The sequence below is a fragment of the Arthrobacter sp. T572 genome (genome assembly GCF_056780115.1).
Genome location: NZ_JBRAZQ010000002.1, coordinates 4,162,780 through 4,177,486, shown reverse-complemented (window position 1 = coordinate 4,177,486; position 14,707 = coordinate 4,162,780). Strand labels below are relative to the sequence as shown.

Genomic DNA, 14,707 nt, shown 5'->3' with positions numbered 1-14,707 from the left:
CCCTTGTTTAGTGCCTGAAACCACAACCACTCCCGCTCGATCCAATGCCCGCGAAATCCTGCGCCTTGCCGTCCCGGCCTTCGGAGCCCTCATTGCCGAGCCGCTGTTCCTGTTGGCTGACTCCGCGATCGTGGGCCACCTGGGCGTGGCAGAGCTGGCCGGCGTGGGGCTCGCATCCACTGTGCTGCATACGGCTGTAGGCCTGATGGTTTTCCTGGCGTACTCAACCACACCTGCGGTCGCCAGGGCGATCGGTGACGGGAAGCTCGGCAAGGCTTTGGCTGCAGGGCGCGACGGCGTGTGGCTGGCTGTGCTGCTGGGCGTGGTGCTGGCGGTTGTGGGGTGGATCATGGCCGGGCCGCTTGTTGGCCTGATGGGCGCCACTGGACAGGTGCGGGACTTCGCTGTCGATTATCTGCGCTGGTCCATGCCCGGACTGGTGGCAATGCTCCTGATCTTCGCCGGAACCGGTGTGCTCAGGGGTTTGCAAGACACCCGCACGCCGCTGTTGGTGGCAACTGCGGGGTTTGCCCTCAACATCGCCCTCAACTGGTTCCTGGTTTATGGGCTCGATCTGTCCGTGGCCGGTTCGGCAATCGGTACCAGCATTGCGCAGTGGGCCATGGCGGCGGTGTACCTGGTCATGGTGGGCCGCAATGCACGGAACCATGGCGTCTCCCTCAGGCCCGACTGGCGCGGCATCCGCGCCCTGACGAGGGTGGGCTCGTGGCTGATGCTCCGAACGTTGAGCCTGCGCCTGGCGATCCTGGCGACGGTGCTGGTTGTGACCGCCCAGGGCGAGGTGAACCTGGCGGCGCACCAGCTGGCCATGACCATTTTCTCGTTCCTGGCCTTCGCGCTTGATGCACTCGCCATTGCGGCCCAGGCCCTGATCGGCAAGGAACTGGGCGCGGGGAACGCGGTGCGGGTCCGGGAGCTGACCCGGACCATGGTCCGTTGGGGCCTCGGGTTCGGAGTGATCACTGGCGTCTTGCTGGCGATCGCTGCACCGTGGGCAGGATACGTCTTCACCTCCGACGCCGGCGTCATCAGCGCCCTGACTTTTGCCCTGTGGGTCCTCGCGGCGGGCCAGCCCCTCGCGGGGTACGTGTTCGTGCTGGACGGGGTGCTCATCGGGGCAGGTGACGCACGCTATCTGGCGATTGCCGGCGTCGTGAATCTTGCTGTTTACTTGCCGCTGTTGGCGGCGGTCCACCTGACGCAGCCCGACGGCGCGGCGGGGCTGGTGTGGCTGTGGCTCGCGTTTGCGCTGGGCTACATGCTGGCGCGGGGAGTGACCCTGGGGGTGCGTGCGAGGACCGATCAGTGGGTGGTGCTGGGTTCGCACTAAACTGGACGGGTGACTCTCCCCGCAAATTCGTCCCGGACTCCTTCTGCTCCTGCAGCTGATCTCTGGAAGCCCGTGCTGCTCCGGGCCGTGATTGCGCTGGTTTTTGGCGTGGTGACAGCTTTTTGGAGCAGCCCGTCGGTGCAGGTCCTTGCCTGGGCTGCGGGTCTGTACCTGCTGGCCACTGCCGGTGCCGTGTGGATGCTGCGCTCTCTTCCGGTTGTAGTTCCGGTGGTTGTAGCGCTGGGCGGAGTGGGTGCCTTGGTGACCCAGTCAGACGCCGGTGTTGCGTTGTCCGCGGTTGTTGCCCTGGGCGTCCTTGGCGTGGCCGAACTCGTGCAGGGGCTGCGCAAGCGCGATCAGCTGGCCCGCGACTGGCTGATCTCCGGCATTGTGGGTGTGGGCACGGCGGTGACTTTACCGTTCTTTATCGGGCTTGGTGCGCACGCGCTTCTGGGTGTTGCCGGGGGCGGCGCCATCATTGCCGGTGTGCTGTGGATACTGTCCGGGCTGAGCCTGCGGCACGATACGCGGTCGGGTAGCGGACACCATGCGCCCGGCGCTTCGCCGGAGGCCGTAAACTAGTAGCTGGACGTTCTACTGGCTGTAGAACTATTGCAAAACGGGCGGGAACCGAACAGTCCCGCCATCATTGGAGGAATGACCGTGGCTGACCAGACACCAGGAGAACCGCGCAAGATGCGGACCTCGGTCAAGGGACCGCTCATGTTCTCCGCGTTCTTCGGCGTCCTCGCGTTCTTCGCCGTGCTGATCTTCGCGTCCGGCGGCAGCGCCCGGGCTCCGCGGTTCGACCTCGCCTTCACGGGCGCGGGAATCGCGTTTATCGTGAGCCTCGTGATCGCAGCGATGTTGTCCATGAGCCACAAGGAGAACGCCGAGCACCTTGGCAAGGGGTCCGGCGTCAACCTCAGCTCCAAGCGTCCGGGCCATGGCGGTTCGCCCGCGCCTGGTGCCGCGGACCAGCCGGAAAACCCCGACGCCGACCGCTGAGTCCCAGCGCTTCTCCACTTCTGGTGGGGGAGCGCTTTTGTTTTCCCGCCAGCCTTGGTTGCTCCGGTAGCGCAGTCTGCCGGCCGTCAATGCGGAGCTAGTCCCCCTGGGCGGCTTTCCTTTTGCGGTAGGCCGCCACGTGGGCCCTGTTGGCGCAGTTGCCGGTATCGCAGTAGAGCTTTGAGCGGTTCCGGCTGAGGTCGAGCAGAATGGCGTCGCAGTCGTCGGCAGCACAGACGCGCATCCTGTCCATTTCCTTGCTGCGGATGACGTCGATGATGGCCATGGCGGCTTCCGTGCCCATGCGGTCCGCGAGTGGTGCTTCCGGGGTTGTGGCGTGAAGATGCCAGTCCCAGTGATCGTGTTTGACCAATTGGGGAAGGGCTTTGGCATCGGCCAGGAGCTTGTTCACTGACTTGGCGGCGGTATTTTCCTCGGCGGCCCAGAGTGCTGCCAATTCGCTCCTGAGGCGTTTGATGCTGCGGAGCTCGGCGGCGTCGTGGGTGCGTGATCCGGAGAATTGCTCCGCAACAAGGAACGCGTCCAGGTCGGCAGGAGTGGCCAATGCTTCTTCGCCGTTCGCGGCAGTGTTGACCAGGTTGACGACGCTGCGGAGGGCAACCTCAGTGTCAGGCGCAAAAAGCACTTTGACTCCTTACATGGTTCGGGAGTAATGTCATGACCATAAGCCCACTTTACTCCTGACAGGAGGCTGCTGTGTCAGCTGCAACGACCACGGCTGATGCAAAGGGTTTCCTCGCATCGGGACTCGGCATCGCCCTTTTCTCATCCGCCGTCTTCGGCACCTCCGGTTCGTTCGCAAAGTCCATGCTGGAAACCGGCTGGTCACCCGGCGCGGCCGTTGCCGTGCGCCTCACAGGTGCGGCACTGATCCTGGCGATTCCCGCCGTCGTGGTTTTGCGCGGCCGCTGGCACCAGCTCAAGGACAACTGGCTCACCATCCTGCTGTTTGGCCTGATCGGTGTAGCGGGCTGCCAGCTCTTTTACTTCAACGCCGTGGCCCGGCTTTCCGTAGGTGTTGCGCTGCTGCTTGAGTACCTGGCACCGGTGATGATCGTGCTGTGGCTGTGGATCTCGAGCCGGCGCCGTCCCCGCGCCCTCACGTCCATCGGCGCGCTGCTTTCCCTGGGCGGCCTGGTCCTGGTCCTCGACCTGACGGGTGCCGTGAAGGTGGATTTCATCGGCGTGCTCTGGGGCATGGCCGCGGCTGTCTGCCTGGTGATCTACTTCTTCATCACCGCCAAGGAAAACGACACACTGCCGCCATTGGTGCTCGCTTCGGGCGGGCTGGTGGTGGGTGCCGGCGTGATGTGGTTGGTGGGCCTGGCAGGGCTGCTGCCCATGTCTTTCAACACTGCCGACACCAAGCTCGGCCTGTGGACCACGCCGTGGTGGGTCTCGGCCGCGGGATTGATCATCCTTGCCACCGTGCTGGCCTACGTCTCAGGCATCATGGCAGCCCGCAGCCTGGGTTCCAAAGTCGCTTCGTTCGTGTCGCTGACCGAGGTCTTGTTCGCCGTCGTGTGGGCCTGGCTCCTGCTGGGTGAGCTGCCCGGGCCGATCCAGCTGATGGGTGGGGCGCTGATCGTTGGGGGCGTTGTCCTGGTCCGTGTTGACGAACTACGGGGTGATCGGCGCAGTGGTGTGTCCCTGGCCGACACGGAGGCGTCGCGGGTGCTTGACCACGCCAACGACGTCGAACCGGTCCCATCCGGGCCCGTCACCAAGGGACCCCGCACTTAGCTCGCAGCGGCCTGAGCCACGAAACGCGGTTTCAGAGCCAAGAACGCTTAAAAGGCAAAATGCCCCGGACGACCATGCGTCCGGGGCATTCCCAACTGTCTTAGTTGGAAGCCTGCTGCTGCTGCTCGGCGTTCTTCTGAGCGCGGTCGCCGGCTTCGCGGAGGGCGTCAGCAACCTTCTTCAGGTTGGAAGCGTGCTGGCTGTCCCACTCGCCGCGGAACTTGTCAGCGTCCGGGCCCTTCCAGTCGGTGCCGTCAAGAGCGCCCTTGAGCTGGGAGCGCTGCTGCTCGATGTTCTCGGCACCGGCCTTCAGCTTGTTGCCGAGCTGGCGAAGCTGTTCAACGTCTGCACCCCAAATAGCCATGAGATATCTCCTTCTTTGTTCGGACCCGAGCTCTTCGGCATCCCCAGCGGCCTCCGGCTCATCCGGAAGATCCAATACCTAAAACCTATCCCGGGATTCCGAACATCGTCGATGGGCACCCCTCCCCATGCACGTCTGCCCATGGTTAGCATGGGTTTATGTGCCGCAATATCCGGACCCTCCATAACTTTGAACCGCGTGCCACCACGGAGGAAGTGGAGGCCGCAGCGCTGCAGTACGTGCGCAAGATCAGCGGTTCCACCAAACCTTCCAAGGCCAATGAGGAAGCCTTCGCCGAGGCTGTCCACGAGATCGCCCACATTACGCAGCACTTGCTGGACTCCCTGGTGAGCCACGCACCTGCCAAGAACCGCGACGACGAAGCCGCCAAGGCGAAAGCCCGGGCGGCCGTCCGCTTTGGAACGGCCTAGCCCGGACCGCTGTTTTTGCAGTGGCTGCTACTTCCCGAAGGAGCGCAGCCGCAGGGAGTTGGCGACCACCAGCACCGAGCTTGCAGCCATTGCTGCGCCCGCGATCATCGGATTCAGCAGACCGACCGCTGCCACCGGGATGCCGATCGCGTTGTAGAAGAAGGCCCAGAACAGGTTGGTCTTAATGGTGGACAGCGTCTTCCTGGACAGCTCGATGGATTGCACCAGTTGGTGCAGATCGCTGCCCATCACCGTAAGGTCCGAGGCCTCAATGGCCACATCCGTGCCCGAGCCCATCGCGATGCCGAGATCCGACTGTGCCAACGCTGCGGCATCGTTCACGCCGTCGCCGGCCATAGCCACGGTAGCGCCGGTTGATTGGAGCTTCCGGACGGCTTCCACTTTGCCTTCGGGCAGCACTCCTGCGAACACGTCCCCTTGCGGGATTCCGACGGCGGCCGCCACCTGCGCGGCCACTGCAGCGTTGTCGCCGGTCAACAGCATGGGGCGGATTCCGAGGTCCTTGAGCCGCTGAATGGCGGCGGCCGAACCGGGCTTGATGGTGTCCGTCAGGCTGATGATTCCAGCCGCTTGACCATCCACCGCTACCCAGATGGCGGTAGCTCCGAGGTTCTCCTGCTCCGTCAGGGCTTCACGCTGTTGGGCGTCCACGGTGATGGAGTTTTCCTCGAGCCACCCGGTACGTCCAACGACCACGCTCCTCGTGGTGCCATCAAGGGCGACGGTGCCGCGGACGCCACCGCCCGGTGCGGAGGTGAATCCGTCCACGTGCGGGAGGGTTGCGGACCCGGGAATCGCGGCGTGGGCGGCAGAAGCGATCGCCTGCGCAATGGGGTGTTCCGAGGCGGCTTCCACAGCGCCCGCCAGTGTCAGGACATCGGCGGGGGAGTGGCCGTTCAATGCAGTGGTGTGATCCACGGCCAGTTGGCCGGTGGTGACTGTCCCCGTCTTGTCCAGCAGGATCGTGTCAACATGGCGGGTATCCTCAAGGACCTGTGGCCCCTTGATGAGGATCCCCAACTGGGCTCCCCGCCCCGTGCCCGTCAAAAGGCCCACTGGTGTAGCCAGGCCCAGGGCGCAGGGGCAGGCAATCACCAGTACCGCGACTGCGGCGGTGAACGCTGCATTAGGATCGCCGGTCAGGATCAGCCACGCCAGGAACGTGACGAGGGCGATGGCCAGCACGATCGGCACGAACACGGAACTGATCCTGTCAGCCAGTCGGGCGATAGGTGCCTTTCCCGTCTGGGCCTGGCTGACCAGGCGTCCCATCTGGGCCAGCGTGGTGTCAGCCCCGACGCGGGTGGCCCGCACCAGGAGACGGCCCGAGGTGTTGATGGTGGCTCCGGTGACAGAACTGCCGGGACCTACCTCCACTGGCACGGATTCACCAGTGACGAGGGAGGCATCGACGGCTGAAGCACCTGCTGTGACAACCCCGTCCGTGGCGATCTTCTCGCCCGGGCGGACAACGAAGACGTCGTCCACCAGAAGCTGGTCGGCAGGGATTTTCTGCTCACGGCCGTCCACCAGGAGGGTGGCATCCTTGGCGCCAAGGTTCAGCAGTGCCTTCAGGGCATTGCCTGCTTTGGCTTTTGCGTTGGCTTCAAGATAGCGGCCCAGGAGCAGGAAGGTGGTGACCACAGCGGCAACCTCGAAGTACAGGCCTCCGCCGGACATGCTCTCCATGCCTGGGTGCTCGGTCATCCGGGGATCACTGAACAACTGCCACGCTGAGTAGAGATAGGCCGCGATGACACCGATCGACACCAAGGTGTCCATGGTGGAGGCGAGGTGCCGGGCATTGACTGCAGCGGCCCGGTGGAAGGGCCATGCCGCCCAGCTCACCACAGGCAGGGCGAGTGCTGCGGCAACCCATCCCCAGTGCGGGAACTGGAAGGCCGGAATCATGGACACGGCAAAGACCGGGACTGTGAGGATCGCGGCAAGGACCAGCCTGGGGCGCAGGGTGGACGCCGCGGGGCCGTGGTCCATGTGGTTCTGGTGTGCTTGGTGGTCTGTGGGTTTGTGTCCCGCATGTTCGGGCTGGTCAGGGTAATCGGACTGCTCAGGCTGCCCAGGGTGCGGAGGCTGCTCGGGCTGCTCAGGCTGCCCAGGGTGCTCAGGCTGCCCAGGCTGCGGGCGCGCATGCGGGGCGGGGGTTTGGCGGATGGTGGCCTTGTAGCCCGTGGCGTTGACCGTGTCTACGAGTTGCTGATCCGTGACGGTCGACGGGACGGTGACATGGGCTGACTCCAGGGGAAGGTTGACGGTTGCTTCGACGCCCTCAAGCTTGCCGAGCTTCCGTTCTACTCGATTGACACACGAGGCACAGGTCATGCCTTGGATGTCGAGTTCAACGACCCGGGTATCGGGTTGGCTGAAAATCTCCTGGTTGGTCAACGGAAACTCCTATGCTTGGTTGGCTACCACCACGTAGCCGGCTTCAGCCACGGCCTCGCCGATTTCCGACGGCGAGAGCTCGCTGGTGGATGTGATGGTCACGGCGGACAGGCCGCCGGGATTGAGGTCCACCTTGACGTCCTGGACGCCGCTGAGTGCCTCGAGTTCTTCACTGACGCTGGATACGCAGTGACCGCAGGTCATGCCGGAAACGTTGATGTTGGTCTGGATGGGCTCGCTCATGATGCGCTCCTTGGTTGAGAGTTGGATGGAGTGGTGTGTTCCGGCGGAGTTACCGCAGCAGGCGCCCGATGGCATCGGTAGCCTCCTTTACCTTGGCGTCGATATGTTCGGCCCGAAGGTCGGGGTCCGGCTCAGAGGCGGCACCCACTACGCAGTGGCCGATGTGCTCCTCAACGAGTCCCAGGCTCACCGCATGCAGCGCCTTGGTGGCTGCAGCCACCTGCGTGAGGATGTCGATGCAGTACTTGTCTTCATCGACCATGCGGGCGATGCCCCGTATTTGGCCTTCTATGCGCTTCAGGCGGCGCAGGTAGGCGTCCTTGTTGCCCGTGTAACCGTGGGGTGCTGCATGTTCAAGATCCACCTCCACGGTGGGCAGCGCACCCGGTTGGGTGAGGTCTGCGTTGGTCATGTAAACCAACATATACCCCCAGGGGGTACCGGATCAAGTACCCCCGGGGGGTATATTCCCAGCTGTGGCCAAGAAGTGAGATCACAAAAGGAACCGCATGAACTCCCAGCCTTGCCCCACCCTGGAAGCGGCAAGCCATCCGCCCGCACCAGCTCCCGCATACAGGATCAGCGCACCGCCGGCATCCCGTGCCAGCACGTCCGGCCGGCCATCTCCGTTGAAGCCACCAGGCGCAACGAGTGCATTCATCACATTCCAGCCCTGGCCGACCTCCCGGCGTTCGCTGAGCCATCCTCCCTTGCCGTTCGCGGGGTGCAGCCACAACGTTCCCGAGCCGTCGCGGGCCAGGACATCAGGCGCACCGTCCGTGTCGAAGTCACCCGGCCCCAGAATCGCGGTCGTTGCATCCCAGCCCGTACCAAGGCTGGCCCGCGGCAACCATCCTCCCTTGCCGTTTCCGGGGTACAGCCACAATGTTCCCAAGCCGTCGCGGGCCAGGACATCCGGGTGGCCGTCACCGTTGAAGTCGCCCGGTGTGGCAAGGACAGACATGTCATTCCAGCCTGAACCGACCTGCAAGCGCGGCAGCCATCCGCCGGAACCATTGCCCGGATACATCCACAGATAACCGGCACTGTCCCGGGCCAGTACGTCAGGTTTCCTGTCGCCGTTGAAGTCGCCGGGACTGACGACGGCGGTCATCGGGTTCCAGTCGGAGCCCACCTGGGCGCGGGGGAGCCATCCGCCGGCGCCGTTGCCGGGATAAAGCCACAGCAAGCCCTGGGGGTCGATGGCAAGGAGGTCCGATGTGCGGTCCCCGCTGAAGTCGTTTTTCAGTGGGGTGGGCATGTCGCCGTCGATCACTGCCATGGGACCCTGGGACGTGGTGATGTATGCCTTGTTGGTGACGTAGTTGACCGCGAGATCATTGACGGGGCCTGTGCTGAACGTGGACAGCGCCGACGTCGCGGGGTCGTAGACACCAGCCCCTGCGCCCAATTTCAGGTATGCCTTCTTTGTCATGCGGTTGACGGCAACATCCCCGGGAGCCGACCCGGTGGGCACGTGCTTGGTACCTGACCCGCTGAAGATCGACAGCACGCCTGTCTGCGACAAGGCTGCGGACCCGCTGTTCTGTGAGCGGCCCAGGTACACGGTATTCGCCGTCTCCTCGACAGTCAGTGCGGTCGGGTAGGAGTTGGAGTCGGAATAGAGGACGGTGGCGGCGTTGGTGGCGCCGTCGACAACCTCCAACACCATGGTCGACCGGAGGCTTGAGGCGACATAGACCTTGTTGTTTGACTGGCTGAGTGCAAGCTCCCTGATGGGCAGCACGCTGTTACCCAGCGGGATGGACGTCACCGAGTGGGTGATGCCGTCTATCGCTTTGAGCCCGCCGGCCACGGCATACACCCGGTTGCTTGCTTGATTGACCACCAGCTGGGACGGCCGGTCCATGCCGATGGCGACGGTGGAGTTGGTGTTTCCGTTGATGACGGAAACACCTGCGTTGGTAGCTACATATATCTTGTTGGTGAGCTGGTTGACGGCGACGGTTCTCGGCTCCGGACCTACGGCCACTTTGGTGACGGCGAGTGTGGCGCCGTTGAGCACCGCCACCGTTCCGCTGCCGGTCATGCTGGCGTAGATCCTGTTGCTGGCCGCATTCACGGCTATCGCCGCCGGCGCCCCACCCAGCGCCACTGTCCTGGTGGCGTGGGTCTTCCCGTCCACCACGGTCACCCCGGTCCGGGTGGCAACGTACACCGTGTTGGTGAGCGGATTGACCGCAACCCCTGCGGCACCGGACCCAGCGTTCACCCGGTGAGTGACGTCGTCGGCGTTTGCAGGACCGCCGGTAAGGCTGGAAGCCAGCAACAACGACGCGGCCAATGCACCAAGCAGGACACGCCTGAAGCCGTGCCCCGCGCCCCTTGTAACAGGTTTCACCGCAATCCCCCCACCGCGCCGGTTACCGTGGTCGTGGCCCGGATTCTACCGGGAGCTGGAAGGCAGGAACAGCCCCGACGGCGGTACCCGCCGCGGTGCGCCCCGCGCCGGGGCCCGTTCATGTTTCCTTCACCATCAGTTGCTAGGCTGCCGCGCACAAGCCTGACGCAGAGATCGGCCGACCAGGAGGAACGCATGACGGACGCTACCCCGCCAACTACCGAACTTGACGATTGGTGGGTCCGGGACAACCTGCGTGAAACCATCGACCACCTGGTGGAGCTGGGTTACACCATCAACGGCGGGCAGGGCGAGGACCCGGACCTCATTGATCCCGGCGGATCCGCAGTGCAAACGTGGCACGAGGACTATCCATATGAACAACGGATGACCCGCGAGGAGTACGAGATCGAAAAGTACCGCCTGCAGATCGAACTGTTGAAGTTCCAATACTGGGGGCAGGACCTGGGACTTAAGCACGTGATCGTGTTCGAGGGCAGGGACGCGGCAGGCAAGGGCGGAACCATCAAACGGTTTACCGAGCACCTGGATCCCCGGTCCGCGCGCACGGTGGCACTCGGGAAGCCGTCCGACCGTGAGCAAGGCCAGTGGTACTTCCAGCGCTACGTCCAGCACCTCCCCACGGCCGGCGAGATCGTGATGTTCGACCGCTCCTGGTACAACCGCGCCAACGTTGAACGCGTCATGGGTTTCTGCACCGAGGACGAATACACCACGTTCATGGGTCAGGCGCCGGTCTTCGAAAAGATGCTGGTGGATGCGGGAATCCACGTCACCAAATTCTGGTTCTCCGTGACGCTCCAGGAGCAGAGGACCCGTTTTGCCATCCGCCAGATCGACCCGGTGCGTCGGTGGAAGCTCTCGCCCATGGACCTCGCTTCGCTGGATCGCTGGCACGAATATACGGACGCGAAGGAACAGACCTTCCTCCACACCGACTCCGACCACGCGCCCTGGACCACCATCAAGTCCAACGACAAGAAGCGCGGCCGCATCAACGCCATGCGCTACTTCCTCAACCAGTTCGACTATGAGGACAAGGACACGTCCGTGGTCTACGCTGCCGATCCCCTGATCGTACGCCGCGGCCGCGACGCCGTAGGCGACTGACGCCAGGCCGCGCCTTGGCCAGCCACCGGTAAACCACGACGCCGGCACTCAACGCGAGTGCCGGCGTCGAGCCTTGGCGGGTAGATCCGGAAAGTCCGTTACATTTTTCGGATTGCCGGACATTAACCGGTTATGAGCTTGCGAACGGGCCAAGGAGATCGCGTGGAGACAGCGAGGGAGAAGCGCTTTCTCGCAGCCCACACGGCCTGCCATGACGAGGTTTACTGCTACTTCCGGCGTCGGACAGAAGGAATAACAACAGCCGAGGACCGCGAGGTTCTCCTGCTGACGTACTGGGACGGATTCACCTCCGCCGAGGTGTCCCACCTGCTCAATGTCACCGCGCCGGCGGTAAGGATGCGCCTGCACAGGGCACGGAAGGAACTCAGCCGACTGCTTCTGTCGGATCAAGCCACGGAGGAACGCCAGCAATGAGCAGTAAGAAGATGTCAGCGCTTGACCGCCTCACGGCAGCCGACCCGGCCTTGTTGGTCATCGAAGAAGACCTGGTCCGCAGCCGCCGGAAAAGCCTGGCCGTCATGCACAGTGATGCGGACCAGCTCACCGTGAACGCCTCCGGGGCGGACCTTCACCACCGGCCCTCGTCCCGCCGTTTTCGGGTGACGGCGGGGATTGGGCTGGTGGCGGCCACGGCTGCGGTGTTTGCCGGAGTCGTTATGTCAGCCGTGCCGGCACCGCTGGCCGGAGTGCCTGCGCCGGGTGTGGCAGAAACTCCTGCCACGGAGCCTGGCATTGCCCCGGGAACAGGATCCGCCGACCTTCCGCCGATGCCCGTGGTGACGCCCGCCCCTTTGCCGACAGTGGAGGCCGGGATCGTTACCGGCCGTGCAGGGACGGTGGCCGTTTCCACGCCGGACATCGACCGTCAATTGACCGAGGGCATTCAGATGCGTCCGGATGTTCTTCGGCACCTGAAACTTGGCGCGGACCAGAACGGCTGCATCGGTCAGGGCTTCCTGTTCCCCACCGGCACCAAAGTCTCCGACAAAGGCTTGGTGATGCCCGACGGAAAATCCTTCAGCATGGGTGACGTCATCCAGTTCGGAGGGATCGAGCTGGAATCAAAGGCCGTGGGAGTATGCTCGGACGGCCGTCCGCTCGTCTATGTCGAGGATGTGCGGGCTGCCGACCAGGCCATGCCCGGACTTAGCGGGTGACGCCAAAACCCGACGCCGGCACCCGGCTTGAGTACCGGCGTCGAGCGCTTTATTCGGCGGGCTCGTCCTCTGCGACCGGCTCCCTCAAGACCAATGCCGTCCCCTGGAAGGCACCCAGTTCCAGGAAGAAGCTGTGGAGATCGTCCACCTGGCCCACGTCCTCGCCGCTGAAGAGGTCGTGGACGATGGATCCTGGCACAAGGTGCGGGGACTGGATGCTGCCGGAGATGTCCTGGTCGGAGAAATTCAGGACCGTCACCTCCAACGCCCCGGAACCAAGCTGGTTGACCAGGACCAGAAGGCCGCGATGTGAAACGTCCGGGACATCCAGGAGCGTGCTGGTGGCGATGCCCGATTCCTCACGCACCGTGAGGATCTTCTGCAGCCGCCGCGCGTAGGACTCCGGGTCCTTGAGCTGGTCAGGCAGTGAACCATAGAGGCTCCGGGCGCGGGGCATGCCCGCCAGTGAGGTCTTGGCTTCCGGGCTGGTTCCCATGAGGTCGTGCGCGCCGCGGTTGATCCAGCGGGTGTCGCCCTGTGAGGTCAGTTCGGCCACCCTGTTGCGATCCAGGGCGGTGACACCGGTCAGGTCCCAGCCGGAGAGCGCGAACACGCCCGGCTGCAGGGCGTTGTACATGGACAACAGCACGTGCGCGTCGAGAATCCGGGCTTCCTGCTCCTTGGTGATGGCCTCGGGATCCTTGATGCCCAGGGCTGCCATGATGAAACTGACGGTGGTGCAGGCGATGCCGTTGGTAGTGAAAACGGCGTTGTAGGGACCGTTTTCCCCGGTCAGCCGTTCGCGCATGGTGTTTTGGACCTTCTCCGCCACCTCGGCTCCGGTAAGTTCCTCACCGCCGAGTTCGAAGATGTCTTCCCGGTGGCCGGCGGCGAAATGCAGCAACTCGTAGGTCAGCTCATCGTGGTTCTGGAGCGCATGGACCAGGGAGGCCTGATCAACGCCGATCTCCATGGCGAGCTTGATGGTGAGGCGCAGGAACTCGGTGTCGGCGGTGACCAGTGCGTAGTGGTACGCCGGCCTGGTGATGAAGTCGTAAGACAGATCGGCGCCGGACACCGACTGGGCTTTGATGTCGTCGATGGTCAGGTTGAGTTCCTGGAAGGAGAAACCCCCCACCTTGCGGATCATCGAACCGATCAACTGGTTCGCGGCCTCGGACAAGGGGTGGCCCTCGGACCAGCCCGGCTGCTCTTCCGCACTCTTTTCCACACCCAGGAATCCGTTGGCATCCAAGCGCAGGGCGCCGGTTCCGAGGTCCAGGAGCGAGTGCAGCGCATCGCCCACCACCAGGCGCATGCCGGCAAAGGTGGGGTCAAGCCAGTTGATGGACGGTTGCCCGGCTTTGAAGTAGTGGAGATAGACCCAGCGGCGCGTCTTGCCGGTGGTGTCCACGATGGGACGGGTGGCGCTCCAGTTGGTCTCCTTGACGCCCGGTTCGTAGAAGATGACGCGCTGGAGGCGTCCGATGATGTACCCGGCCTGCTGCAGCGCTTTCTCGGCCTCGGGACTGATGTTCACCGAGTCCGCACCCTCGGGAACGTCCGGCAGCAGGTGCCAGTCTTCCTCCGGGATGTCCACCATGTGGTAGATGCCGGGGTAGTCACGGAAGTTCATTTCGGCGAGCCGGAAGTCGGCTCCCTTGCCCGTGTGTCCCGGGACAATATCGTCGATGATCGTGCCGTCGTGGTCTGCGGCAACCTCGCACATCTGGCGGAACTCTTCCTCCGTGCCGAAGGCAGGATCGATCGCCATGCTGATGCGGTCGAAATGCCCGTCAACACTGGGCGTCTGCGACCATCCACTGATGCCGCCGGCCAGCTTGACCGGACCCGTATGGAGACCGCGGATGCCGATTTCACGGAAGGCTTCCCACAATTCCGGATCGCCCAGGGCGGAGAGGAAGGACTGGCCATCGCCGGTAATGAAGGACAACGGGTAAGCGGTGAACCAGACAGGTGCACGCTCTACCGCGGACCGTGGGTTGGGACGGGCGTAGGCGTTCTGCCACATGCTGGCCTGCCCGGAAAGCTGCCGCGCCAAGGTGTTGGCGTCGCCCAGCATGGACTGGTTGCGCAACCAGTCGACATAGGTGGCGTTGCGGCCGTCCAGTTCCAGCGACGGACGGGCGGCAAAGAACTGGCGACGGCGGGCGATGGGCCGCAGTGCCTTGGGCCGGGCCGGGTAGAACTGTTCGTCGAAGGTGATCTCGGCGGCGTCGCTGGCCGGGGTTTCTTCCGTTGCCTCCACGTCCTTCGCTTGGCTGGGGGCTTCCGCAGGCCCCGCAGCTGATTCCGACACACGCTCGCTGACTACAGGCTCCCGCACAGCATTCTCCTTTACGTGGCCACCGCGTCTACGGCGACCGTCCGAGGGGTCGTTCAAGAGGTCACGTACCCAGGCTTGCCGGGCGTATTCATGCTAAGCATCCT

At 64.1% G+C, this 14,707-nt stretch carries 15 protein-coding genes; 8 read left to right on the top strand and 7 right to left on the bottom strand.

Annotated features, from left to right (window positions below; translation table 11 throughout):
• Nucleotides 1-10 precede the first annotated feature (10 nt).
• The 3 genes from ACUYMZ_RS20560 (at nt 11) to ACUYMZ_RS20550 (ending at nt 2,359) form a co-directional block, all read left to right on the top strand.
• Nucleotides 11-1,351, top strand: coding sequence for an MATE family efflux transporter (locus tag ACUYMZ_RS20560; protein ID WP_426004917.1), 1,341 nt, complete (start codon nt 11-13; stop codon nt 1,349-1,351).
• A 9-nt stretch (nt 1,352-1,360) separates the two neighbouring features.
• A complete protein-coding gene (locus tag ACUYMZ_RS20555; RefSeq protein ID WP_481605720.1) occupies nt 1,361-1,933 on the top strand; it encodes a hypothetical protein in 573 nt (190 codons plus the stop codon).
• 75 nt (nt 1,934-2,008) lie between these two features.
• Nucleotides 2,009-2,359, top strand: coding sequence for a hypothetical protein (locus tag ACUYMZ_RS20550; protein WP_426004914.1), 351 nt, complete (start codon nt 2,009-2,011; stop codon nt 2,357-2,359).
• A gap of 97 nt (nt 2,360-2,456) precedes the next feature.
• Here ACUYMZ_RS20550 and ACUYMZ_RS20545 read toward each other — a convergent pair whose 3' ends face one another.
• The gene (locus ACUYMZ_RS20545) at nt 2,457-3,005 is read right to left on the bottom strand and encodes a CGNR zinc finger domain-containing protein (protein ID WP_481605718.1); all 549 of its coding nucleotides are present in this window, start codon (nt 3,003-3,005) and stop codon (nt 2,457-2,459) included.
• Between the two features lie 71 nt (nt 3,006-3,076).
• On the opposite strand from ACUYMZ_RS20545, the gene ACUYMZ_RS20540 reads away from it, so the two are divergent.
• On the top strand, nt 3,077-4,123 hold the full coding sequence (locus tag ACUYMZ_RS20540; protein ID WP_481605716.1) for an EamA family transporter: 1,047 nt from the start codon (nt 3,077-3,079) through the stop codon (nt 4,121-4,123).
• Nucleotides 4,124-4,223: 100 nt separating this feature from the next.
• On the opposite strand, the gene ACUYMZ_RS20535 is transcribed toward ACUYMZ_RS20540, so the two are convergent.
• Nucleotides 4,224-4,487: a WXG100 family type VII secretion target gene (locus ACUYMZ_RS20535; RefSeq protein ID WP_426004911.1), complete on the bottom strand. Its 264-nt coding sequence runs from the start codon at nt 4,485-4,487 to the stop codon at nt 4,224-4,226.
• Nucleotides 4,488-4,645: 158 nt separating this feature from the next.
• Between ACUYMZ_RS20535 and ACUYMZ_RS20530 the strand changes: the two genes are divergently transcribed.
• The gene (locus tag ACUYMZ_RS20530; RefSeq protein ID WP_426004909.1) at nt 4,646-4,918 is read left to right on the top strand and encodes a DUF2277 domain-containing protein; all 273 of its coding nucleotides are present in this window, start codon (nt 4,646-4,648) and stop codon (nt 4,916-4,918) included.
• Nucleotides 4,919-4,945: 27 nt separating this feature from the next.
• On the opposite strand, the gene ACUYMZ_RS20525 is transcribed toward ACUYMZ_RS20530, so the two are convergent.
• From ACUYMZ_RS20525 to ACUYMZ_RS20510, 4 genes are all read right to left on the bottom strand, one after another.
• Nucleotides 4,946-7,342 (bottom strand): heavy metal translocating P-type ATPase, encoded by a 2,397-nt coding sequence (locus ACUYMZ_RS20525; protein ID WP_481605714.1) that lies wholly within the window; start codon nt 7,340-7,342, stop codon nt 4,946-4,948.
• 9 nt (nt 7,343-7,351) lie between these two features.
• The gene (locus ACUYMZ_RS20520) at nt 7,352-7,585 is read right to left on the bottom strand and encodes a heavy-metal-associated domain-containing protein (RefSeq protein WP_426004906.1); all 234 of its coding nucleotides are present in this window, start codon (nt 7,583-7,585) and stop codon (nt 7,352-7,354) included.
• 49 nt (nt 7,586-7,634) lie between these two features.
• Entirely contained in the window at nt 7,635-7,997 is a 363-nt protein-coding gene (locus tag ACUYMZ_RS20515) for a metal-sensitive transcriptional regulator (protein WP_426004905.1), read from the bottom strand.
• Nucleotides 7,998-8,078: 81 nt separating this feature from the next.
• Nucleotides 8,079-9,947 carry an FG-GAP-like repeat-containing protein gene (locus tag ACUYMZ_RS20510; protein ID WP_481605712.1) on the bottom strand — a complete coding sequence of 623 codons (1,869 nt, stop codon included), beginning with the start codon at nt 9,945-9,947 and terminating at the stop codon, nt 8,079-8,081.
• Between the two features lie 195 nt (nt 9,948-10,142).
• Here ACUYMZ_RS20510 and ppk2 point away from each other — a divergent pair, with 195 nt between their 5' ends.
• From ppk2 to ACUYMZ_RS20495, 3 genes are all read left to right on the top strand, one after another.
• Nucleotides 10,143-11,078, top strand: a complete 936-nt coding sequence (gene ppk2, locus ACUYMZ_RS20505) for a polyphosphate kinase 2 (RefSeq protein ID WP_481605710.1) — start codon at nt 10,143-10,145, stop codon at nt 11,076-11,078.
• A gap of 162 nt (nt 11,079-11,240) precedes the next feature.
• Nucleotides 11,241-11,513, top strand: coding sequence for an RNA polymerase sigma factor (locus ACUYMZ_RS20500; protein ID WP_481605708.1), 273 nt, complete (start codon nt 11,241-11,243; stop codon nt 11,511-11,513).
• Nucleotides 11,510-12,256 (top strand): hypothetical protein, encoded by a 747-nt coding sequence (locus tag ACUYMZ_RS20495; RefSeq protein ID WP_481605706.1) that lies wholly within the window; start codon nt 11,510-11,512, stop codon nt 12,254-12,256. The genes ACUYMZ_RS20500 and ACUYMZ_RS20495 overlap by 4 nt, the downstream gene beginning before the upstream one ends.
• 49 nt (nt 12,257-12,305) lie before the next feature.
• On the opposite strand, the gene treS is transcribed toward ACUYMZ_RS20495, so the two are convergent.
• A complete protein-coding gene (gene treS / locus ACUYMZ_RS20490) occupies nt 12,306-14,603 on the bottom strand; it encodes a maltose alpha-D-glucosyltransferase (protein ID WP_481605704.1) in 2,298 nt (765 codons plus the stop codon).
• Nucleotides 14,604-14,707: the final 104 nt, after the last annotated feature.

Excerpts from the sequence above, each read along its gene's own strand:
- ACUYMZ_RS20550 (WP_426004914.1), top strand. The coding sequence starts at position 2,009 with ATGACCGTGGCTGACCAGACACCAGGAGAACCGCGCAAGATGCGGACC.
- ACUYMZ_RS20535 (WP_426004911.1), bottom strand. The coding sequence starts at position 4,487 with ATGGCTATTTGGGGTGCAGACGTTGAACAGCTTCGCCAGCTCGGCAAC.
- ACUYMZ_RS20530 (WP_426004909.1), top strand. The coding sequence starts at position 4,646 with ATGTGCCGCAATATCCGGACCCTCCATAACTTTGAACCGCGTGCCACC.
- ACUYMZ_RS20520 (WP_426004906.1), bottom strand. The coding sequence starts at position 7,585 with ATGAGCGAGCCCATCCAGACCAACATCAACGTTTCCGGCATGACCTGC.
- ACUYMZ_RS20515 (WP_426004905.1), bottom strand. The coding sequence starts at position 7,997 with ATGACCAACGCAGACCTCACCCAACCGGGTGCGCTGCCCACCGTGGAG.
- ppk2 (WP_481605710.1), top strand. The coding sequence starts at position 10,143 with ATGACGGACGCTACCCCGCCAACTACCGAACTTGACGATTGGTGGGTC.
- ACUYMZ_RS20495 (WP_481605706.1), top strand. The coding sequence starts at position 11,510 with ATGAGCAGTAAGAAGATGTCAGCGCTTGACCGCCTCACGGCAGCCGAC.